This is a genomic window from Polaromonas sp. CG_9.5 (assembly GCF_035984465.1).
Lineage (GTDB): Bacteria > Pseudomonadota > Gammaproteobacteria > Burkholderiales > Burkholderiaceae_C > Polaromonas.
In genome coordinates, this window is sequence record NZ_JAXCHR010000001.1 from 265021 (window position 1) to 287470 (window position 22450).

Genomic DNA, 22450 nt, shown 5'->3' on the forward strand with positions numbered 1-22450 from the left:
AAACAGCCCGATTTTTACTTTTTTCGTTCCAGTCCGCTGGCAAAAAGTTTCAAGGTGGCAAGAGGAACTTCACCCACCAGGGTGATCCAGTACGGATCGAGCTGTTTGGTCATGGTCTGGGTAGCGCCCAGCGAAAGGCTGGATTCGCGGATATGGCGCTGCCGGTCAAGAGGCTCTACAAAAATGGAAACCGATGCCAGGCCATCCGAAAAAATCCATTGCAGCTGTCCTTCGCCAGGTGCGGTGCTGGCAGTCGGTAATGTGGCTGAAACGGGCCGCCGGTAGCAACTCATGGGATTGAAACCGGCCACAGGCGTCTTCAACTCCCAGCCCTCGGCACTCGCGCTTGTTTTGACCAGCACCGGCTTTTCGACGCGGTAACCGTCGGTGCGGCCCATCATCTGGAGAATTTTGTCGGTTTTGACGGGTGCATCCAGCTGGAGTTCTGAAAATGCAGCTTGCTCCAGTACGCGGCCATCAGCGTCCAGCGTTTGCAGCTTCACCACCAGGCCGTTCTTGCGCTCGGTCCAGACACGATACCCAAAGCGCAGGTTGTCCCTGGGCACCAGCGTCACGATGTCGGCATCCACGCCAGCCACACGCTCAATGCCTTCTTGCCGAAATTTATAAAAATCAGCAACCCGGCTGTCAGCCGATTTGAACAATTCAGAGAACAAACCCAAGGACTCACGTTTTTCGCTGCGCGCCACTTTGTGATTGGGCAGGAAAGTCATCACCTGGTTGTTGTTGCGGAAGATAGAGCGCGGCGCGCCCGTCAGGATTTCAACCCGCTCTACCTGCTGCTTGCCTTCGCACATGTGCCATATCTTGGCGCTGGACATGTTGCCGCCAGCGGATACAACAAAGGTTCCTATATAGGACTGGTTGGTCGAGGCTTCATGCATTCGCATCAACCAGCCATTCAGGCTTCGGGAATCGGCTTCGGGTGCCGTCACCACAGGCGTCGCTGGCACTTGCGCCGCTACATAATTCATAGCTGTCAGCGCACACAGGGCAAGCACAAGCGGCCTGAAAGGCTTAAAAATCATGGTTAAAGAAGACTTTCTGCGCACCTCAACGCCCGCCAACAGCCTGTGCATGCTGCGGCAACTCAAAAGCGGCATTTCTCAAAAATCCCGACGATTCCTGCAGCGCCGACGCAACACCGAACTGCCGGTGGGCGGCCAGCAACTCGTCCAGCCGGGCGTCGCGGACCATCGGGCCTTGCGCCGAGGTGAGCACGATTTGCGGGGCAGCGCCTTGCGCCAGCTGAGGCAAGGCCGAAGGAGCCAGAAACACGGAAGCATTCCATGCCATCGCAGACACCGCCGCCAGAGAAGCCACACCGGCCACCAGTTTCCAGCGAAAACTGCTGTCATTGGATGCCGCACCCCGGTGATGGACCACCTCGGCCAAGGGTTGTGCCGGTACGGCGGTCACCACCTCTACCGGATTCGGTGCCACGCCGGCAATGGATTCCTGCGCCAGCCGGTTGTGAAGCCGCCGGACAAAATCCAGATCAGGATCGGCCGCCATCGGAACCAACGTCTGCGCTGGCGCACGCAACACATCGCCGATCAAGTGATAGGTATTCCAGCAGTCCAGTGAAGTATCGTCTCGGGCGCACGCATCAAGTGCGGCCGACAACTCTTCGTCGCCCAATTCACCGTCTGCCAATGCAGACAGGAGTTCGCTGGTGGTTACGGAGGGTTTCATGGGTTTTATGGGCAGCGGGTCTGCCGATTTTGTAGTCACTGGATGCAGAGACGGATAGAAGTTACCAACGCTTGCCCGTCTGGTTTTCAAGCAGCGGTTTCACTTTTGCAGAAATCGCTTCACGCGCCCTGAAAATTCGAGACCGCACTGTACCAATGGGGCAATTCATGGCTTCCGATATCTCCTCGTAGCTCAATCCTTCTATTTCCCGCAAGGTGATCGCTTCGCGCAACTCCTCCGGCAGGGCTTGCATGGCGGTGTTGATGATTTCTGCAATTTCCTTGCTGGCCAGCACCGCTTCAGGCGTTTCTGAGCTGGTTAGTTCGTTTTCAACGCGGGAAGTTTCATCATCGTCATCAGATTTGTAGGCATTTTCAGAAACCGTCGGATTGCGCTTGAGATCCATCAAGGCTTTTTTGGCGGTATTGATCGCAATCCGGTAGAGCCAGGTGTAGAACTGGGCCTCGCCCCTGAACTGGGCCAGGGCGCGGTAAGCCCGGATAAAAGTTTCCTGGGAAATGTCCTCTACCAAATCCACATCCCGAACCATGCGCCCTATCAGGCGCTGAATGCGCCGCTGGTATTTGATGACCAGCAATTCAAACGCTTTCTGGTCGCCGGCAACGGTGCGTTCAACCAGCAAGGCGTCGCTGTCGACGGCCTTTTCGGCAGCAGCCGGTGGCAGGTCGGCGCTCATGGATTTGCTCGCGAAATATTGACAGGCGACTGTGTCATTGATGCGGCCGCCATTGAAGAAGGCAATGGTGAAAGCGCAGAAGAGGCAGCGTCGTCTGGCAACCGGGCAGAAGAGGCAGCGTCGTCTGGCAACCGGGCAGAAGAGGCAGCGTCGTCTGGCAACCGAGCAGAAGGGTTTTTATGCGGCGAATACACCGCCCTGCGTAAATCCAGCCAGCGCTCAGGCATGGCGCTTTTTTCCAGCCACAACCACATGCTGGCATGCGCCTGATTTTCGAGCCGCAGCAACAGACTGCGCTGAAAATCGGCAATCACTGACACTTCATGCTCAGCGATGCCAGCCTGGTAGCCAGCACTTTCCCAGCGCCAAACGTCCCCGTCCCACGCCAGTTGACCGGCGGGAAGTCGAATCCAGCTGGTTCGCGCCGCAGCGCCTGCAAGCAGCATGGTAACGATGGCCAGCACCATTCGCCAATCCTGCTGGCGTGTGGCGTACCACCACAGCCACACCGCGCCGACCCCGGCCATCCACAAGCCCAGCAACAAAGCGCCCAGCAAATGAGAGCGCCCAAGCGGATAAACGACCGGCGGAGCGTTGTGGCGGTTCAAGGCAGTGAGCGCTTTGACATGCGCCGGAGCAGGAAAATCAAGCCCTGTCAGACGCGCTTGAACACCAGCGTGCCGTTGGTGCCGCCAAAGCCAAAATTATTCTTCACCACGATGTCGAGGCGGGCATCACGCGCCGTGTTGGCGCAGTAGTCCAGATCGCACTCGGGATCCTGATTGAAGATGTTGATGGTGGGTGGGATTTTCTGGTGGTGCAAGGCCAGCACCGAAAACACCGATTCAATACCACCAGCGCCGCCCAGCAAGTGGCCCGTCATGGATTTGGTTGAGCTGACCACCATTTTTTTAGCATGGTCGCCAAAGGCGGCCTTGATGGCGTTGGTTTCGTTCAAATCACCCAGGGGCGTTGAAGTGCCGTGGGCATTGAGGTAGTCAACCTGGTCGACATTGACGCCGGCATTTTTCAAGGCCATCGCCATGGAACGACGCGGGCCGTCCACATCGGGCGTCGTCATGTGAAAAGCATCACCGGTCATGCCGAAGCCGAGAACTTCGGCATAAATCTTGGCACCACGCGCCTTGGCATGTTCATACTCTTCGAGCACCAAGACCCCTGCGCCCTCGCCCAACACAAAGCCGTCACGGTCTTTGTCCCAGGGACGTGATGCGGTCTTGGGGTCTTCATTGCGGGTCGAAAGGGCACGGGCCGCCGCAAAGCCGCCCACACCCAATGCCGACACAGTGGCTTCAGAGCCGCCCGCCACCATGACATCGCAATCACCGTATTCAATCATGCGAGCCGACAGGCCAATGGCATGAAGACCGGTGGTGCAGGCTGTCACGACCGCTATATTGGGGCCCTTGAAACCGAATTTGATGGAGACATGGCCGGAGATCATGTTGATGATGGTCGCCGGCACAAAAAATGGGGAAATGCGACGCGGGCCGCGCTCTACCAGCTCACCGTGCATACGCTCGATCAGCGGCAAGCCGCCAATGCCTGAGCCGATATTGCAGCCGATCCGCGTTGCCAACTCATCGCCCAGCGCCTCGCCAGTAGGCAAACCGCTGTCAGCGACCGCCTGGCAGGCTGCAGCCAAACCCAGGTGAATGAAGCGATCCATGTGCCGGGCTTCTTTTTCGGGGATGTAATCCGCGATGTTGAATCCCTTGACTTCGCCTGCAAACCTGCAAGATAGACTGCTTGCATCAAAATGGGTGATCAAGTCAATGCCGGGGGTTCCGGCAAGCACACTGGACCAGGAATCTGCCACGGTATTTCCTACCGGGCTGACACATCCCAGACCTGTCACGACGACACGACGACGGCTCATTCAGTATTCCTGGAAAAACCTGAAAAGACCGAAGAGGTTTTTCAGGTTGGTGACGGCTAAGGCGTGAAGGCCTTAGGCCTTTTGATGGGTGTTTGCGTAATCAATCGCGTTCTGGACGGTGGTGATTTTTTCGGCATCTTCATCAGGAATTTCAATGCCAAATTCGTCTTCCAGTGCCATGACCAACTCTACGGTGTCAAGGGAATCAGCGCCCAGATCAGCCACAAAGGACTTTTCGCTGGTGACTTGACCTTCTTCAACGCCAAGTTGTTCGGCAATGATTTTCTTAACACGTGCTTCGATATCGCTCATAAATCCCTCTGAGGGTTGTAAATTAATCCGTGATTTTACCGCGTTAGGACTCGTTCCCTAAGCACCGGGCCGGACGGATAAAAACCGGCTTCGATTTCCTGTGTTTTACCACTTTCGGGGAGCTGTTTGAATCACACGTTCGCAACGCCCTGCATTCAACAGCCACTGTTCACTGTTACATGTACATTCCGCCATTGACATGGATTTCCTGGCCCGTAATGTAGCCGGCTTGCGGGCTGGCCAAAAAAGCCACCGCATGCGCAATATCCTGCGGTTTACCGAGGTGCCCCAAAGGAATTTGTCCGAGCAATGCTTTTTGCTGTTCTTCTGGCAAACGGGCTGTCATGTCGGTTTCGATAAAGCCAGGTGCCACGCAATTGACCGTGATGCTGCGCGAGCCGAGTTCACGCACCAGCGCACGGGTCATTCCTGCAACACCCGCCTTGGCTGCAGCGTAATTGGCCTGCCCTGCATTACCGGATGCGCCCACCACCGAGGTGATGCTAATGATGCGGCCATAACGCTGCTTCATCATGGTCCGCATGACCGCGCGGCTCATGCGAAACACCGCCTTCAAATTGGTGTCAAGCACGGCATCCCAATCATCGTCTTTCAGGCGCATTGCCAGCATGTCGCGGGTAATTCCGGCATTGTTTACGAGTACCTGCAAGCCGCCGTATCCGCTCACGATGCTGTTGACCAGCGCCTCGGCAGCAAGTCCGTCGTTCACATCGAGTTTCTGGCCGACACAGCGGGGATAGGCGGCCAGCGTACGGCTGATTTTTGCAGCACCTTCTTCGGTGGTCGCCGTGCCTGTCACGCACAAGCCCTGCTTGGCGAGTTCCAACGCAATAGCCGCACCGATACCGCGCGAAGCGCCGGTGACCAGGGCTGCCTGGCCTTCAAACTTGATTTCGCTCATGCCAGCATTTCCTTCACGGCAGCCAAAGAGGCTGGATCAAATAACGGGGCACCGGTCAACGCCGGATCAATTCTTTTGGCCAAGCCAGCCAGCACCTTGCCGGGCCCGCATTCAACCAGCGTCGTCACGCCCTTCGCCTGGATGGCTTGCACGCATTCGACCCAGCGCACCGGGCCAAATGCCTGACGATAAAGCGCTTCACGAATACGATCGGCGTCGGTTTCGATGCTGACATCGACATTATTAAGGACAGGAATTTGGGGCGCGGCCAGCGTGATGCCGGCCAGTTTTTCCTTGAGCTTGTCGGCCGCCGGCTTCATCAGGCTGGAGTGAAAAGGTGCTGATACCGGCAATGGCAAGGCGCGCTTTGCGCCGTTGGCTTTGAGGATTTCGCAGGCTTTGTCCACCGCCGCCTTACTGCCGGCAATCACGGTTTGCAAGGGGTCGTTGAAATTGACGGCTTCGACGATTTCCTGCGTAGCAGGGCCGAACGACTGCACGGCTTCAGTGCAGCCCTCAATCACCTTAGCGGCATCCATGCCCAAGATAGCAGCCATCGCTCCTTTTCCGACGGGTACGGCGTCCTGCATGGCCTGCGCCCGAAAACGCACCAGAGGCGCTGCCTGCGCCAGGCTCAATACGCCTGATGCGACCAGTGCCGAGTATTCGCCCAGCGAGTGACCTGCCACCACAGCAGGCAGCACGCCGGTTTCAGCCATCCAGACCCGGTAAGCGGCAACACCGGCCACCAGCATCACCGGCTGGGTGTTGGTGGTCAGGGCCAGCGCTTCCTTGGGGCCATTTTTAATAAGTTGGCCAATATCCTCGGCCAATGCGTCGGACGCTTCCGCCAACGTTTGCATCACGACAGGGTGATTACCCCACGCATCCAGCATGCCCACGGACTGAGAGCCCTGGCCAGGAAAAACAAAAGCAAACGATTTCAAATGAAGACTCCGGTTATCAATCGAAAAAAATAATTGCGCTCATTGTAGGAAAAGGCGGTTCAGCCGTGCCGAATTCTGTTTGCACCGCCTCAAGAAGACAGCCGCTGGCTGACTGCCCTCGCCGGCCTGAATCGAAGCAGCAAGGCTTGCGCGCCAGCTTTCATACATTGAAAAAATGCGGCCACGGCCAGCCACGGGTCGATAAGGTAGTCCCAAAGATTGGTCGACTCCATCAGGCCGGCAGTCCATGCCAGCAAGGCCAGACCGATAAGCAAAGGCAACAGCCGTAATCCCTTGATCCAGAACACCAGCGACAGCGCCAGCAGAGCAGCCCACATCCCCCATGAACCCCAGCCGAGCCGGTAAGCATCCCAGTTGCCCCATCCCAAGGCCAATGGATATAAAAATAGAGCACCCAAGACAATGACACCGTTCAAAGCCATGCGCTCCTGAGTGGCGATGACAGGAACCCTGAACAGGCGCTGCGCCAAACCCAAGCAGCTCAATGCCACCAGCGTCACACTCAGGTCTGAACTGATGCCACGGACGTAAGCCAGTAGCGGCAGTTGCGCGGCCCCCACGGGAAGCCACAACAGCACAGAACAGGCGAGTACGACCCATTTTCCCCACCCGGAGACGCCATGCCGGGCGGTCAGCAACCGCAAGCCTGCGGCGTACAGCACCAGATCAATGCCCAGCAGGGCCACCAGATCAGTGAGCGGTGGGAGCAGCATGGCTTTGAACTGGTGATCCAGCGTCAGGTTGAAGCACTTGCAGCGGATCAAGCCGGACATGCTTGATTCGGCTGCGATGCCAGGTGTAGACCAGATGCAAGTAGCCATCGCGGCTTTGCAGCAGATAAGGATAGGAAAATTCCTGCGCGCAAATGTCCGCGCCACATAACTGGCGTTTCGCGCTTGCCACATAAGCCTGTGTCTGCGCGGGGCTGGCGCCGTGGGCCTGAAGCTCATCGCTCAGCAATCGTTCATAGTTGCCAACGGAAAAGCGCGCTTCAGGATGGGGCGATGCCTCTACAGTCCAGGGCATTGCGCCCTCAAAAGAGCCGCCGACCGGGGCCTGCAACAAGGCCAAAACTTCGCGATTTTTGGGATGGGTGTTCAAGGCCAGCCACTGCTGACCAGTGCCAGTCACCACGCCGGCCAGCGCTGAATCCGGGTTGGGCCAGGTTGTGGCGCGGGTGGCAGACCAAGTGTTGCCCGCATCAGCGGTGGTGGACATCATCACGGCAGTAGATTGTCCGGAGCGCATATAAGCCTGCGCGCGCCGGGAGTCTTCCACCAGCACCACCGGTTGCAGACTGGTCTGGCTGCCAGGAATACGGGTTTTATCAAGCACTTGCCCTTGAGGACTGACGCGCAGGATTTCAGCAAATTTGCTCACAAACTCGTGATACACCGGCAAACCGATTTCTCCATTTTCATAAAAAATCGGTGCGCCCTTGACAAGGGTGCTGATATTGAGAAAAGGCGAAGTCACCAACCTTCGGGGAGCACTCCAACTGATGCCGTCATCGGTAGAGCGCAGCCAGGTGATCGAACTGCCAGCCCATCCCCCCAGCGACACATTCACCATTGCGAGCATGAGCGAATCGTCAGGCAGGCGGGCAATCACCGGGTTGCCTAATTTTTTAACATAGCGCCACAGGCCATGCTGAAGCTGCGTCCGGTCAAAAAGCGTGGTTTCCTCGCCCCATTGCAAGCTGGCTGCGTCCATGACGGCGGTTTTTATCGCCACATCCCCGGCTCCCTCGCGCGAGCCCGAGAACCAAACAGCGCGCAAACGACCGTCACGCATCTCAGCCACGGAAGCAGCGTGAACGGCCTGACCCGGACTGGAGGAAACAAACCGGGCATCAAAATGGAAACGGCCATCGACAGAGCGCTGTTGCTGGGGCAGGCTTGTAGCCGTTGCAGCCGTTGCAGCCGTTGCAGCCTCGACCAAAGAGCGCGGCGCGTTTACCGAAGAGACTGACCGCTGCACCACCACTGCAAAATTTGGAGCCGGCAAGCGATTGAAGATTTTCCAGCCTGCCAGCGCAAACGCCGCCACCAGCATCACTGCGGCGACGTAATCCTTCCGGTGCGCAAAGCCTGGCATCCTGGTGCTCAAGCAGCCTCCAGCCCGTCAGGACGGCACTGATGAATACAACCGGCCATTTCAGTACTTGAGAAGCACCGCACCCCAAGTGAAGCCGCCGCCCACGCCTTCGAGCATGACGATGTCGTCCTTTTTGACCTTGCCACTGCGCACCGCTTCGTCCAGCGCAAGCGGAATTGAAGCTGCCGACGTGTTGCCATGCTGATCCACGGTGACGATCAGCTTTTCAAGCGGTAATTTCAATTTTTTGGCCGTGCTGTGCATGATGCGCAAATTGGCCTGGTGCGGGATCAGCCAGTCGATATCTGCTTCCGTCAGGTTAGCTTTGGCAAGCGTCGCGCGGGCGGCGCTTTCAAGCACGCTGACCGCCAGCTTGAACACAGCCTTGCCGTCCATCTGCAGGAGCGGGCTGCCCAAAACCTGGCCACCCGACACATGGCCGGGCACACTCAAGATACCGACATGCTTGCCGTCGGCATGCAAATCACTGGCCAAAATTCCGGCTGTTTCCGAAGCTTCAAGCACCACTGCGCCTGCGCCGTCACCAAACAGCACACAGGTCGTGCGGTCAGAAAAATCAAGAATGCGCGAGAACACTTCTGCGCCAATCACCAGTGCTTTGCTGGCGGTGCCGGTTTTGATCATGGCGTCAGCCACCGTCAAGGCATAGACAAATCCGCTGCACACGGCCTGGATATCGAAGGCCGGGCAACCGGCAATTCCCAGCTTGTGCTGCAAGATGCAAGCCGCCGACGGGAACACCATGTCTGGCGTCGAGGTGGCCACAATGATCAGATCAATGTCAGCGGCCTGCAAACCTGCGGCTTCGAGGGCACGCTTGGCCGCTTCCAGACCCAGGTCGCTGCTGGTCACATCGGGCGCTGCAAAGTGGCGCGCCTTGATCCCCGTACGCTCCACAATCCACTCGTCAGAAGTCTCTACCCCTTTGGCCGCCAGTTCTGCGGCCAGTTCGGCATTGGTCAGACGGTGCGGCGGCAAATAGCTGCCGGTGCCAGTGATGCGTGAGTAACGGGTCATTGAATTAGTGCGCCGGGGTTGAAAAGTTGGATTCGACGGGAGGAAGTGTGGCCGCCGGAACGCCTTCGGCGGGAAGTGCAGCTCTGGCGGCTACCAGCAAAGGCGCGGCATGGGCGATACGTTCGCGGACTCTTTCCAGCAGATTATTCCGGGCCGCATCATAAGCTCGATTCAGCGCCTGCTCAAAAGAAAACACATCGGCGGAACCATGGCTCTTGAAGACCAGCCCGCGCAAGCCGAGCAGTGCAGCGCCGTTGTAGCGTCTGTGGTCAAAGCGTTTTTTGAACGCAGACAGCACAGGGTAAGCCACCACAGCCGCCATTTTTGTAAAGATATTTCGGGAGAACTCTGCCTTGATGTAGTCACCAATCATATGGGCCAGACCCTCACTGCTCTTGAGCGCCACATTGCCGACAAAGCCGTCACACACCACCAGATCGGTCGTGCCCTTGAAAATATCGTTGCCTTCGACATTTCCATAAAAATTGATATCGCCGGAATCAGAAGCGGCCCTGAGCAGCTTGCCGGCTTTTTTGATCATGTCACCGCCTTTGATCGCCTCTTCGCCGATATTGAGCAGTCCGACAGTGGGCGATGGAATATCAGCAATGGCAGCCACCAGCGCCGAGCCCATGACGGCAAACTGCAGCAAATGCTCTTCAGTGCAGTCTACGTTTGCACCCAAGTCCAGCATGGTGGTGGCCTTTCCCGCTGCATTGGGCAACTGGGAAGCGATGGCAGGGCGGTCAATGCCTTCGAGGGTTTTGAGCACATAGCGGGCAATTGCCATCAGCGCGCCCGTATTGCCACCAGAAACTGCCACCTGGGCGTGTCCATCCTTGACCTGATTGATGGTCACCCGCATGGATGAATTTTTCTTGCGCCGCAATGCAATTTCGATGGAGTCATCCATCGTGACCACCTCACTGGCAGCGACGATTTCGCACCTGGCATGCGCCTGCAACTGGGCATGCAATGCATGCGCGGCAAGCACTTCGGGCTGGCCCACCAGAACCAGCTCGGCATCAAGATGCACCTGCAAAAAGGCCAGACTGGCCGCGAGGGTGACATCGGGACCGATATCTCCCCCCATGGCATCGACAGCAATCCTGATCATGGGCGGACCAGTTCAGTCAAAAGTGAAAATTTTGGCAAAAGAAAGGCCCGCAGGATGAGTGCGGGCCCGTGCTTGAGACGTGAAATTACGCTTCAGCTTTGGTTTTGAGCACCTTGCGGCCACGGTAAAAACCGGTAGGGCTGATATGGTGACGCAAATGGATTTCGCCGGTGGTGGATTCCACGGCAATACCCGGCACGTTCAGTGCGTTGTGCGAACGGTGCATACCGCGCTTGGAAGGGGATTTTTTGTTTTGCTGGACGGCCATGATTCGCTCCTGACGGATGATAGTGTTGGTAAATTCGCACCAAATTTTGAAGTCTGGTGAACTGAAACTCTCCATTTTGAGGGAAAGCAGCATCACTACCTTGGTACGCGAAGCCTTGGATTATAGCCCGAGACAAAACCGCTGTGATTCCAGCGGCCTTGCCTGTTTCATCGGGTTTTCCTGCCAGCACGGCGCTGGCAGTCAAAAAAACCCGTTCCGGCTACCGGCTTTTATTTTTTCAGCTGCGCCAGCACTGCGAAAGGATTGGGTTTTTCGCCGGCCTCGGCGGCTTGGGCGGCCAGCGCCTCTTCACCCACCTGAAGCACCGGGGCCACCGGGCATTCGTCATGCATGGGCACCAGCGGCAGGGCCATCAGCAACTCGTCCTCCAGCACGGTGAGCAAGTCGAAATGCGGCTCCATCACCAGCAGGTCTTCCTCGGACTCATCGTCTTCGGCCATCGCAATGTCTTCCGTGGCCACAAAGCGATACCACTGATCCACCTCCAGCGGCGTCGCCACCGTGCCCATGCAGCGCTGGCAGGTTAGCGGCACTGCGGTTTTGGCCACCAAATGCAGCCAGACATCGTCGTCAGCGCCAGAACCTGGCCGCAATTCGGCCCTAGCCTCCCAATTTACAGTGGAATCGGGCGCTAGCGCTTTCGCCTCCTGCGCAAGGCGCTCCATATTTTGTAGCAGAGTAGTTTCTATGAGCGGCACGCCCTCTTGGGCGAAGGCCTGCATATTGAGCCGGCGGGCATGAAGAGATTTGGACATGCGTGCAGTGTAAGAGAATCACGCCATGAACCCTGCCGCCCTTCCCGCCCACGAATCCCCTGAAATACCACACGCCGCTACGGTGAACCTGCCCGCCAGCCGCCCGCTCATCCTGGGTTCCACCTCGCGCTATCGGCGCGAATTGCTGCAGCGACTGCACATCGCTTTCGACGTGGTCGCGCCCGATGTTGACGAAACGCCGCTGCCCGGTGAAACGCCGCGCAGACTCGCCGAGCGTCTGGCGCTGGCCAAAGCCCATGCTGTGGCCCGCCTGCATCCCCACGCCGTCGTTATTGGCTCTGACCAGGTGGCTGACCTGAACGGTGTGCCGCTGGGCAAGCCCGGCAGCCACGAACGCGCAGTCATCCAGTTGCGCCAGATGCGCGGCCAGACCGTTATTTTTCAAACAGCCGTTTCCGTAGTTTGCAGCGAAAGCGGTTTTGCGCAAAGCAGCCTGGCCGCTGTCCGGGTGAAATTTCGCGATCTGAGCGATCACGAAATTGAAAATTACCTGCGCATTGAGCAGCCCTACGACTGCGCCGGCAGCGCCAAAAGCGAAGGTTTGGGCATTGCACTGCTCGAGTCAATCGACAGCGATGACCCGACCGCGCTGGTCGGCTTGCCGCTGATCCGTACCTGCAAAATGATCCAGGCCGCCGGTGTGGTCCTGCTGACAAACCCGAAAGCCGCCGCATGAGCATCGCCAAAGGAAAACTTTATCTGGTGCCCGCACCGCTTGATTTCGGCTGTGACGCGCAAGCCCCGCTGCAAGAGGTGATGCCCTTGGGCACACTGCAGATTGCAGCCCGGCTGTGCTGCTGGATTTGCGAGAATGCCAAAAGCACACGCGCTTACCTAAAACGCATCAATGAGTTGCAGCCCTTGTCCACACCAGTGCAGGCCCTCAACATTCAGGAATTGCCGCGCGAAGTTCACAAAAAGGGCGACCACGCCGGCCAGTTTGACGCCCGGCCGCTGCTGGTGGCCGCTTTGGAAGGCCGCGATATGGGCCTGGTCAGCGAAGCTGGTATGCCCGCCATTGCTGACCCCGGCTCGTCAGTCGTGCGTGCCGCACATGACCTGGGGCTGCAGGTCGTGGCGTTAACCGGGCCGATGTCGTTGATGCTGGCGCTGGCCAGCAGCGGTCTGAACGGACAAAATTTCGCCTTTGTCGGCTACCTGCCGCAAGACCCGTCCGGGCGCGCCCAGCGTATTCGGGAGCTGGAATCGCTGGCGCTGAAAACCGGCCAGACCCAGCTTTTCATTGAAACCCCCTACCGCAACGCCGCCCTGCTGCAGGGGCTGCTGCAAACGCTGCAGGGCAATACCCGGCTGGCGCTGAGTTGCGGGCTGACGCTGACTAACGGCGTGTCACGCAGCGCGCAAGTCAGCCACTGGAAACGCGACAAACCCGTATTACCGCTGGACTTGCCCACCGTTTTTTGTATTGGCCGATGATCGGAAATTGCTGAATTTATCCGTAAAAAGGCCCGCAGTCTGCGGGCTTTTTTACGGAATCAGGCAGCACAAGCGCATTAACGCAAGGCCGGAATCGCTTTGAACGCCTTCACGGCACCTTCGCCCATGGCCGCACCAAACTTCTTGGCCAGCCGCTCGGCGACGTTGTCGCGGCGGGTGTAGTCGATGATTTCATCCACCTTGATGACTTCGCGGGCCACGTAGTCCAAGTTGCCCAGATGGTCGGCCAGACCCAGTTCTACCGCTTGTTGGCCACTCCAGAACAGGCCGCTGAACATCTCGGGCGTTTCTTTCAGGCGGTCGCCGCGTCCGGCCTTGACCACGGCAATGAACTGCTGGTGAATCTGGTCCAGCATGGTCTGTGCAAAAGCGCGCTGCTTCTCGCTTTGCGGACTGAATGGATCCAGAAAACCCTTGTTTTCGCCAGCGGTCAACAGTCGGCGCTCAACGCCCAGCTTGTCCATCAGGCCGGTAAAACCAAAACCGTCCATCAGCACGCCAATGCTGCCCACAATGCTGGCCTTGTCGACAAAAATCTGGTCAGCCGACACAGCGATGTAATACGCTGCCGAGGCGCAGCTTTCTTCAACCACGGCATAGACCGGCTTTTTGTGTTTGGCCTTGAGCCGCAGGATTTCGTCGTTCATCATGCCGGCCTGCACCGGGCTGCCGCCGGGCGAATTGATCAAAAGCACGATGGCTTTGGAGCCGGGGTCTTCAAACGCGGTGCGCAACGCGGCATTGACAAACTCGGCACTGGCATCAGCACCGGCTGCAATTTCACCCTTGATTTCAATTACCGCCGTGTGGGGAACGCTGGCGTCGGTGACCGGACTGCCGCGATGCAAAGCCATCCACACCAGCGCTACAAAAAACAGCAGCCACGACAGCCGGACAAAGGTTTTCCAGCGGCGGGTGGCTTTTTGCTCATTGAGCGCGGCAAAGGCCAGCTTTTCCAGTGTTGCCCTTTCCCAGCCTGGCGCACTGGAAGGATCCACGACAACCGATTTTTTTGCATTCAATTCAGGAGCACCCTGCGCCCGTGCGGAAAGGACTTCGGGCTGATTTGGCTGAAATTCTGGCTCCTTGGACGAATCAAAAGAAGGGTCGGTGTTACCGGGACGGTTGGAATCGTTCATGGGCGCTAGTTTAGAGAAATATTAAAACAACAGCGGCTGCAAGTTATAGGCGGTATGCCAATAAACCACACCTTCACGCTCTGAAAGCATGATCTTGACCAGCCCGCCCCGGCACGGGCCTGCGGCGCACTGGCCGGTATCGGGCCGGTAGGCCGCGCCGTGGCTGGCGCACAGCAGCCACTGGCCGCTGTCGTCAAACACCCGGTTCGGCTGCCAGTCCAGCTCCATCGCCACGTGCGTGCAGCGGTTCAGGTAAGCCTGCGGAAGGCCTGCAAAACGAACGGCAAAGGCGCGGCAGGTCTGACCTGCATAAACCAGATCGAAGGGCACGGCTAGACCGCCTTCTGCCAGATCATGGCTGTTGCAAAGCGGTATCAACTCGTCCATGACTGCTTTGCGCCGGAATCAACCGTGAACCATCAGCCAGTCGTGTAGTTCCTGCACCGAATGCGCCACGTGCAGCGGATTGAGGACGGTGAACGCTTCAGGCTCATGCGCGCCGTAGCTCACGCCGACGCTCGGGCAAGCGGCGTTCAGCGCCATCTGCAGGTCGTGCGTGGTGTCGCCAATCATTAATATGCGGTCGGCAGGCAGGTCGAACTGCGCCATCAGTTCATGCAGCATCAGCGGATCGGGTTTGCCGGCGGTTTCGTCGGCGGTGCGAGAGCCGTCAAAAACGCCTTTCAGCTCCACGCTTTGCAGCGCCTCGTCAAGCCCGCGCCGTGATTTGCCAGTGGCGACCGCCAGCAGATGGCCACGCACCTTGAGCGCATCGAGCAGCGGCAAGACGCCGGCAAAAAGACTCAGGTCGTTGAAGTGCCTGGCGTAATGGTGCTGGTAACGTGCGCCCAATTCGGGATATTTTTCAGTCGGCACGTCAGGCGCGGCATGGGCCAGCGCCTGCATCAGGCCCAAGCCGATGACGTAAGCGGCGTCCTTGTCGCTGGGTTTTTTACCGCCTACGTCCACCGTCGCTGCCTGAATACAGCGCACGATGATGGCCGTGGAGTCAAACAGGGTGCCGTCCCAGTCAAAGGCAATCAGGTCAAATTTTCGAGTGTGCATGGCCCGGATTGTCGCTGGCACGAATGCGCCAGCGTGGCCGGCCCACGCAATTCCTCAGGAATTCTCAGCTTCTGCGGCAGGCGCGGACGTCCAGGCGGGTAAAAACTGCTGCAATTCTTGAGGTAGCGACGCCTGCAGCTGAACCGCTTTGCGGGTTTTGGGATGGTTGAATTTCAGGCTCCAGGCGTGCAGGAACATGCGTTTGAGCGAAGGCGCATCAAGACTGCTTTTTTGCAGCGTCTTGTTCAACTCAAAATCGCCATACTTGTCGTCGCCAGCAATCGGATGCCCTTCACCGGCCAAATGCACACGGATCTGGTGGGTGCGGCCGGTCTTGATGGTGACTTCGAGCAGCGAGAACGGCGTGCTGGGCGCCAGCGGATTGGCGGCGATCTGGGCTTTCACCTTGACCAGCGTGACCGAACGCATACCGTCGGGATGGTCGTTGGGGACGATCTTGACGCGCCGCTCGCCGTTGGGCAGCAGGTACTTGTGCAGCGCCTTGTCGATCACGCGCTGCTTGGCCGGCCAGTCGCCGCTGACCAGCGCCAGGTAAACCTTGTCCGTCTCGCGTTCACGGAATTGTTCTTGCAGCAGCTTCAAAGCCATGCGGCGCTTGGCGATCAGCAAAATGCCGCTGGTTTCACGGTCGAGCCGGTGCACCAGTTCAAGAAAATCGGCTTCGGGCCGGGCCATGCGCAGTTGCTCGATGATGCCAAAGCTCACGCCGCTGCCGCCATGCACGGCCACGCCCGCCGGCTTGTCGATGGCGAGCAGAAAATCGTCCTCAAACAAAATCGGAAACTCTGCGGCGGGTGCATAGCCACCGACCGTCGAGCTGGCACCGTGGCGGGCCACTTCCTGGGCCATGATCTGGGCTTTTTGCTCGGCCCGCTCTGACGTGCGCACTGGCGGCAGGCGCACGATGTCGCCCGCCTCAACGCGGGTATCAGCGTGCGCCCGGCCCTTGTTCACGCGCACTTCGCCGCTGCGGATGATGCGGTAGACATGCGTCTTGGGAACGCCCTTGAGCTGGCGAATCAGGAAGTTGTCAAGCCGCTGGCCGGCGTAGTCTTCATCGACGGTGACCAGCGTCGCCTGCGGAAGAGTCACCGTCACTGGTTCGGGATTGTTGGGAGCTGGCGAGGCCTGAATTTGGGGCTTGGCCGCTGCAAAAATGGGGCGGACAGGCGCTTTTGCCGGGCGTTTTGCTTTGCCTGAAGCTGCCCCTATAATGTGTTTCACTAGCGATACGCTGTAAGTAGTTGATCTGTCTGGAGTTTAGTCCACACCTATCCAAGCCCTTGAAAAGGCCTGCAAACAGCCTCGCTGGAAGGTCGATGCCACTGGTGGCTTTAACTTGCAAACGACACGTGCCCGGCACCTCGTCACAAGGAAATTGCCATGCAGACGAGCCGACGTTTTGCGAATACAACTACGGAATACCCTTGTGTGCAGCCTCAAGTCACTCACCGGCTGGCTGCATACGGATCCAGTGAGATCAAGTCCTTGAACGGTAACCTTCTGATGACAACACGGGTCAGTCTGATTTTTAGTTGCCTGCGGCGCCTTCTGGCCCTGCTTTATGGCATAAATCAGCCTGTCGTCCATGTACAGCGGGCGCAAGCAGCTACTATTTTTGTAGCACATCCTGCCGGAAACTACTCACTCCATCCACGCGCCTACGCCGAGACTGAAACTGGCTGACTGATTTTTCAGTCGGCCAGTTTTCTGTCAAAAGCTCTCCGGCAATTCCCCACGTTCGCATTGCGTTGCTTGCCTGGCGTCGTTCGCCCATTTTTGGCTTTAGAACGAAGAAGATTTAGGAACACCCATGAAACGCATGCTGGTAAACGCCACCCAGGCCGAAGAACGCCGCCTGGCGATTGTTGACGGACAAAAACTCCTCGACTACGAAATTGAAATTGAAGGGCGCGAACAACGCAAGGGCAACATCTACAAGGCCGTCGTCACCCGCGTCGAGCCGTCGCTCGAAGCCTGTTTTGTCGATTACGGCGAAGACCGCCACGGCTTCTTGCCGTTCAAGGAGATCTCCAAGCAATACTTCACCCAAGGCGTGTCGGTCAGCCAGGCACGCATCAGCGATGTGATCCGCGAAGGCCAGGAACTGCTGGTCCAGGTCGAAAAAGAAGAGCGCGGCAACAAGGGCGCAGCCCTGACGACTTTTGTCTCGCTGGCGGGCCGCTATGTGGTCTTGATGCCCAACAACCCGCGCGGCGGCGGTGTGTCGCGCCGTATCGAAGGCGAAGACCGGGCCGAGCTCAAAGAAAACATGGACAAGCTGGAATACCCGGCCGGTGCCAGCATCATTGCCCGCACCGCCGGCATTGGCCGCAGCGCCCCTGAGTTGCAATGGGACTTGAACTACCTGATCAAGCTCTGGACCGCGATTGACGGCGCCGGCAAAGGCGGCAAGGGCGCCTTCCTGATCTACCAGGAATCGAGCCTGGTGATTCGCGCCATCCGCGACTACTTCAACAGCGACATCGGCGACATTTTGTTTGACACCGACGACGTCTACGAGCAAGCCCGTCAGTTCATGGCCCACGTGATGCCCGAGCATGAGCACCGCGTCAAGCGCTACCGCGACGACGCACCGCTGTTCTCGCGCTTCCAGATTGAGCACCAGATTGAATCGGCCTACGCCCGCACGGTGCAACTGCCTTCTGGCGGCGCCATCGTGATTGACCACACTGAAGCACTGGTCAGCGTGGACGTGAACTCGGCGCGCGCCATTAAGGGCGGCGACATCGAAGAAACCGCCACCCGCACCAATTTAGAGGCTGCTGACGAAGTGGCGCGCCAGATGCGTCTGCGCGACCTGGGCGGCCTGATCGTCATTGACTTTATCGACATGGAAGAGTCGCGCAACCGCCGCGACGTGGAAAACCGCCTGCGCGACGCGCTGCGCCAGGACCGCGCCCGCGTGCAGTTCGGCACGATCAGCAAGTTTGGCCTGATGGAAATGAGCCGTCAGCGCCTGCGCCCGGCGCTGTCAGAAGGCTCTTCGATTCCTTGCCCACGCTGCGGCGGCTCGGGCCATATCCGCGACACCGAAAGCTCGGCGCTGCAAATTTTGCGCATCATCCAGGAAGAGTCGCTCAAAGACAGCACGGCCTCGGTGCTGTGCCAGGTGCCGGTCGATGTGGCGTCTTTCCTGCTGAACGAAAAGCGCTCGGAAATCAGCAAGATCGAGATGAAGCAGCGCATCAACGTGCTCTTGGTTCCGAACAAGACGCTGGAAACGCCCAACTACAAGCTGGAGCGCCTGAAGCACGACGACCCGCGTCTGGACAACATCGAAGCCAGCTACAAGATGGCCGACGAAGCGGACGACGCCACCACGGTGACGCGCCGCAGCCAGGAAAAGCACAACAAGCAGGAACCCATCATCAAGGGCGTGCTTCCCGATGCACCGGCTCCGATTGCGCCTCCAAAACCTGTCGCCGTTGCGCCGGTTGCCGCCAAAGCGCCGCCACTAGCGCCGGCTCCAGCACCTGCACCCGCAGAAACCGGCCTGTTTGGCTGGATCAGGAACCTGTTCGGCATGGCGGATACGCCAGCGCCAGTACCGGCTCCAGCGCCTGTCTTCAATGAAGTGAAAAACGACCCCGCACAAGGCGACGCGCCGCGTGAAGGCCGTCCTTATGAAGCACGCGGTGAACGCGCAGACCGTGGCGAGCGTACCGAGCGCGGTGGTCGTGATGGTCGCCGTAGCAACACGCGCAACCGCAGCGAAGGTGCGCCCGCCGAAGGCCGTGCCGAAGCACGTCCGGAAGGCCGCAACGGTGAACGCCGTGAACGCCCCACCGAAGGCCGCGCAGAAGGCCGCACCGAAGGCAGCCGGCCAGAACGCCAGCCCCGCCAGGAGCGTCCGGCCGGCGAGCAGCCGCGCGCTGAAAACCGCAACGAGAGCCGCAACGAAGTCCGCAATGACAACGTCAGCGACGCCCAACCGCGCCAGGAGGGCTTGAGCCGCGAAGGCCGTGGCGAACGCAACCGCCCACGCGCTGATCGCCCGGAGCGCACAGAGCGTCCTGAACGCGGTGAGCGCATTCCACGCGATGCCGTCGAGCAGGATCTGGCACTCGCCAATCAGGCAGCCATGGCGGCGGCAATGAACGGCGATGCTGCGCCGCGCCAGGAAAGGCCCGCGCAGGAGCCAGGCCGTGACGGCGAGCGTCGCCAGCAAGGCGCACGCAACGAAGGCCGCAGCCATGAAGCCCGCCCTGAAGCACGTGGCGAGGAGCCGTCTGGCGAAGGCCGACGCGAACGTGGCAATGGACGCCGTAACGAACGCCGTGACGAGCGCACCGACGGCATCGCCGCACCGGTTGCCGGCACGCAGGCGGACAGTTTCGACGCCGCCCATCCCGCCGTTGTGTCCGGCTTGGGCGAAACGGAAAACCTGCTGGCCCCGGTGTCTTCCACCGAAGTTCAGCTGCGCCTTGAAGGCCAGGAAGAAAGCCAGGAGCGCCCGCCACGCGAACGCCGCAGCCGTGACCGCTATGGCCGCGACCGCCGTGAACGCAACGAGCAGCCGGTCGAAGGCCAGGACGGCATCGCCAAAACTGAAGCTTTTGTGCCTAATGAGGTGCAGATGCAGGCAGAGCGGGCGACGTTAGCTACTGAATTGGTAGCGCCTGTGAGCGTGCCTGAAGCAGCGCCAGTCAGCCCGGCAGCTGCGCCTGAAGCGCTGGCGTTGAAGCCTGCAGAGGTTGCAGAAGTTGCAGAGCCAGTGCCAGTGCACAAGCCGGTTGATGCGCCAGTAGCAGCACCCGCACCCGTTCTTGCTGCGGCTCCTGCACCACAACCTGCGCCGGTCTCTGCACCCGCCCCATCGGCCAGCGCCTTGCCCAAGGTGCAGTCGTATGACCTGCCTTTGCAAGACCTGGCGCAGGTTGCCGAAAGCTCGGGTCTGCGGTGGGTCAACTCCGACGCCACCAAGATCGCCGAGGCGAAGGCGGCCATCGCCGCTGAAATCAAGCCGGTTCAGGTTCCGCGCGAGCGCCCTGCCCCGGTGGTGCTGGAAGAAGCCCCGCTGGTGCTGGTCGAAACCAAACGCGACCTGAGCAGCATGCCCCTGCCGTTCGAGAAATCAGCGGACAAAGCAGCTGAATGAAGCACTGAGCCGCGACGGCCTGCGTCCTTGAAAAAGGACAGCAGGCGTCAGTCTTGAATCAAAGCCGCATCGCATGGATGCGGCTTTTTTTTTGGTCTGTTCAACAGGCGGCACACCGAGCGGAAAGTTTTCTCCCGCCAGTGGATCATTGAGTGCGTGGGAATAAGCCGGGTGCGAAAAAGGTGTGGAGCATATGCCTCTGCGAGCCGATGGGAAACGGCTCCGGCGTCAGTCGCAGGGCAGCCGGTCGGGCAGCATGGTGATCTTGATCGGGGCTGTTAACGCCAAGCTGAAAGCCGCCATGTTGACGGATCGACTTGACTTGTTCACGTGTATTTTTGCGCCAAAAATCGGCAAATGAAGGTTTTTAAGGCGATCAAAAAATAGCATCTATCAAGAAACCCAAGGTCTTCACTCTTGTATTAATAGCTACCCGCGCATGCACAGTCTGCACAACGGCCATTTTCAGCCTGAAAAATCGTTATCCGGTCAGAACGAATGCGCTCTAAACCTGTGCGGCCCGTTTGTAAGCCTCTACCGCCGAAGCGCCATCTTCGCGCTGCTCGGCCAGTACGGCCAGCGCGCGCCAGGCATTGCGGTGCAGCAAGCGGTCTTGCAGGGCGGGCGCGGCCTGCTCCAGCAGTTGGCGCGCCTTACCCCAGAGCTGGCGGCTCAGGCAGGCCATGCCGGCCAGATACTGGAGGTTGACATCGCGTGGCCGGCTGCGCTGTGCGGCTTCGATGCGTGCCAGCCATTCGGCGTCCAGCGAATCCATGCCGGCTTCGAGCACCGAAATCAGCTTGATGCGCAGCTTGTCGCCCAGCTCCGAGCGCGGCTCCATCATCTGGTCCCACGCAGGCAACAGCCATTCACGGGCCAGCGCCGCATCGCCATGCAGGCTCATCATGCGCGAAGCCGCGTGCACGCACAGCTCAGGCATGGCGCGTTCGGTGTCGTCTAGCGCCTCCCAGGCCTGCTGCAGTTGCGCCGGATCGTGCGCGTCACTCAGCAATTCAAGCGCCAGGCCGCGCACGATGCTCTGCGCGGCCACCGGCGAAAAAGCACGGTGTTTGGCCAGCAGGCGCGCCGTTTCAAGGGCTGACAAGGTTTGCTGCCCATAACGGGCAGCGCGCAGCTTCATGCGCAGCGCCAGCGTGCGGCGTGACGCGCCTTGCGGCAACTGGCCGAGCCAGTCGAGGGCGGCGCGGGCATCGTGGTCTTCGAGCGCCCAGCGGGCGGCGCGAAACTGAACGCCTTCGCGCACTTCCTGGGCATGGCGTGCGGACGAATTTTGCAGCGCCAACTGCAGGTGCTGGTTGCGCAGCGGTTTGTTTTGCAGCGCCTGCGCGCTTTCGGCCACCAAGAGGTGCGCCAGCGAACGCAACTGGCTGGCCAGACTGGCGCTGTGGCCGCTCGGATGGCCGGCAGGATCGGTGGTGACGCCCAGACTTTTCTCTTGCGCCAGCGCGTTCTGGGCCGATTTGGACGCGCGAATATACCGCCCGGCCATCAGGTGCGCCAGCGCGTCCATCAGCGCGCCGTACATGGCGCGTTCTTTTAGCTGGGCACGCCAGCGCCGTGCCTCGACCGGCAGGGAAAACACAGCCGACAAGGCGCGTGACGCCAAATACAGCAGCAAAAACAGGCCGGCCAGCAGCAGCACCATCAGGTTGAAAGAAATATCAACCCGATGCGGTGGCCAGAAAACGGTGACGACGGCCTGGTTGTTGCCGGCAAACAAAGCCACGGCCACGGCAATGCCAAACAGGGCCATGAACCAGAGAGCGGCGCGCATGATGTTGCTGGTCTGCCT

General features: G+C 59.2%; 22 protein-coding genes. 3 read left to right on the forward strand and 19 right to left on the reverse strand.

The window, feature by feature from the left end; translation table 11 throughout:
• Positions 1-14: 14 nt before the first annotated feature.
• The 14 genes from RCH06_RS01235 to RCH06_RS01300 form a co-directional block, all read right to left on the reverse strand.
• Positions 15-995 carry a MucB/RseB C-terminal domain-containing protein gene (locus RCH06_RS01235; RefSeq protein ID WP_327079606.1) on the reverse strand — a complete coding sequence of 327 codons (981 nt, stop codon included), beginning with the start codon at positions 993-995 and terminating at the stop codon, positions 15-17.
• A gap of 79 nt (positions 996-1074) precedes the next feature.
• Positions 1075-1716: a sigma-E factor negative regulatory protein gene (locus RCH06_RS01240; RefSeq protein WP_327079607.1), complete on the reverse strand. Its 642-nt coding sequence runs from the start codon at positions 1714-1716 to the stop codon at positions 1075-1077.
• A gap of 61 nt (positions 1717-1777) precedes the next feature.
• Complete coding sequence (gene rpoE, locus RCH06_RS01245; protein WP_327079608.1) at positions 1778-2413, reverse strand: RNA polymerase sigma factor RpoE; 636 nt, start codon at positions 2411-2413, stop codon at positions 1778-1780.
• Positions 2410-3021 (reverse strand): hypothetical protein, encoded by a 612-nt coding sequence (locus RCH06_RS01250; protein WP_327079609.1) that lies wholly within the window; start codon positions 3019-3021, stop codon positions 2410-2412. Before RCH06_RS01250 ends, rpoE begins: the two co-directional genes overlap by 4 nt.
• Before the next feature lie 47 nt (positions 3022-3068).
• Entirely contained in the window at positions 3069-4313 is a 1245-nt protein-coding gene (fabF, locus tag RCH06_RS01255; RefSeq protein WP_327079610.1) for a beta-ketoacyl-ACP synthase II, read from the reverse strand.
• Between the two features lie 72 nt (positions 4314-4385).
• Positions 4386-4625: an acyl carrier protein gene (gene acpP, locus RCH06_RS01260; RefSeq protein ID WP_327079611.1), complete on the reverse strand. Its 240-nt coding sequence runs from the start codon at positions 4623-4625 to the stop codon at positions 4386-4388.
• A gap of 175 nt (positions 4626-4800) precedes the next feature.
• Positions 4801-5547, reverse strand: a complete 747-nt coding sequence (gene fabG, locus RCH06_RS01265; protein ID WP_327079612.1) for a 3-oxoacyl-ACP reductase FabG — start codon at positions 5545-5547, stop codon at positions 4801-4803.
• Entirely contained in the window at positions 5544-6494 is a 951-nt protein-coding gene (gene fabD / locus RCH06_RS01270; protein ID WP_327079613.1) for an ACP S-malonyltransferase, read from the reverse strand. The genes fabG and fabD overlap by 4 nt, the downstream gene beginning before the upstream one ends.
• Before the next feature lie 89 nt (positions 6495-6583).
• Positions 6584-7228: a hypothetical protein gene (locus tag RCH06_RS01275; protein WP_327079614.1), complete on the reverse strand. Its 645-nt coding sequence runs from the start codon at positions 7226-7228 to the stop codon at positions 6584-6586.
• Positions 7206-8624, reverse strand: coding sequence for a sialidase family protein (locus tag RCH06_RS01280; RefSeq protein WP_327079615.1), 1419 nt, complete (start codon positions 8622-8624; stop codon positions 7206-7208). The genes RCH06_RS01275 and RCH06_RS01280 overlap by 23 nt, the downstream gene beginning before the upstream one ends.
• A 48-nt stretch (positions 8625-8672) precedes the next feature.
• Positions 8673-9650 carry a beta-ketoacyl-ACP synthase III gene (locus RCH06_RS01285; protein ID WP_327079616.1) on the reverse strand — a complete coding sequence of 326 codons (978 nt, stop codon included), beginning with the start codon at positions 9648-9650 and terminating at the stop codon, positions 8673-8675.
• 4 nt (positions 9651-9654) lie between these two features.
• Positions 9655-10767, reverse strand: a complete 1113-nt coding sequence (gene plsX / locus RCH06_RS01290; RefSeq protein WP_327079617.1) for a phosphate acyltransferase PlsX — start codon at positions 10765-10767, stop codon at positions 9655-9657.
• 85 nt (positions 10768-10852) lie between these two features.
• Complete coding sequence (rpmF, locus tag RCH06_RS01295) at positions 10853-11035, reverse strand: 50S ribosomal protein L32 (protein ID WP_011802449.1); 183 nt, start codon at positions 11033-11035, stop codon at positions 10853-10855.
• Between the two features lie 230 nt (positions 11036-11265).
• Positions 11266-11811: a YceD family protein gene (locus RCH06_RS01300; protein WP_327079618.1), complete on the reverse strand. Its 546-nt coding sequence runs from the start codon at positions 11809-11811 to the stop codon at positions 11266-11268.
• A gap of 25 nt (positions 11812-11836) precedes the next feature.
• On the opposite strand from RCH06_RS01300, the gene RCH06_RS01305 reads away from it, so the two are divergent.
• On the forward strand, positions 11837-12508 hold the full coding sequence (locus RCH06_RS01305) for a Maf family nucleotide pyrophosphatase (protein WP_327079619.1): 672 nt from the start codon (positions 11837-11839) through the stop codon (positions 12506-12508).
• Positions 12505-13269 carry an SAM-dependent methyltransferase gene (locus RCH06_RS01310; protein ID WP_327079620.1) on the forward strand — a complete coding sequence of 255 codons (765 nt, stop codon included), beginning with the start codon at positions 12505-12507 and terminating at the stop codon, positions 13267-13269. The genes RCH06_RS01305 and RCH06_RS01310 overlap by 4 nt, the downstream gene beginning before the upstream one ends.
• A 77-nt stretch (positions 13270-13346) precedes the next feature.
• Here the strand turns inward: RCH06_RS01310 and RCH06_RS01315 are convergent, their stop codons facing one another.
• From RCH06_RS01315 to RCH06_RS01330, 4 genes are read right to left on the reverse strand one after another with little or no spacing between them, the layout of a single operon-like run.
• A complete protein-coding gene (locus RCH06_RS01315) occupies positions 13347-14429 on the reverse strand; it encodes a S49 family peptidase (protein WP_327079621.1) in 1083 nt (360 codons plus the stop codon).
• Between the two features lie 21 nt (positions 14430-14450).
• The gene (locus RCH06_RS01320; protein ID WP_327079622.1) at positions 14451-14816 is read right to left on the reverse strand and encodes a Rieske (2Fe-2S) protein; all 366 of its coding nucleotides are present in this window, start codon (positions 14814-14816) and stop codon (positions 14451-14453) included.
• An 18-nt stretch (positions 14817-14834) separates the two neighbouring features.
• Entirely contained in the window at positions 14835-15494 is a 660-nt protein-coding gene (locus RCH06_RS01325) for an HAD family hydrolase (protein WP_327079623.1), read from the reverse strand.
• A gap of 54 nt (positions 15495-15548) precedes the next feature.
• Positions 15549-16613, reverse strand: coding sequence for an RluA family pseudouridine synthase (locus RCH06_RS01330; RefSeq protein ID WP_327079624.1), 1065 nt, complete (start codon positions 16611-16613; stop codon positions 15549-15551).
• Between the two features lie 715 nt (positions 16614-17328).
• On the opposite strand from RCH06_RS01330, the gene RCH06_RS01335 reads away from it, so the two are divergent.
• A complete protein-coding gene (locus tag RCH06_RS01335; RefSeq protein WP_327079625.1) occupies positions 17329-20637 on the forward strand; it encodes an Rne/Rng family ribonuclease in 3309 nt (1102 codons plus the stop codon).
• Positions 20638-21142: 505 nt separating this feature from the next.
• Here the strand turns inward: RCH06_RS01335 and RCH06_RS01340 are convergent.
• The gene (locus RCH06_RS01340) at positions 21143-22432 is read right to left on the reverse strand and encodes a heme biosynthesis HemY N-terminal domain-containing protein (protein WP_327079626.1); all 1290 of its coding nucleotides are present in this window, start codon (positions 22430-22432) and stop codon (positions 21143-21145) included.
• Positions 22433-22450: the final 18 nt, after the last annotated feature.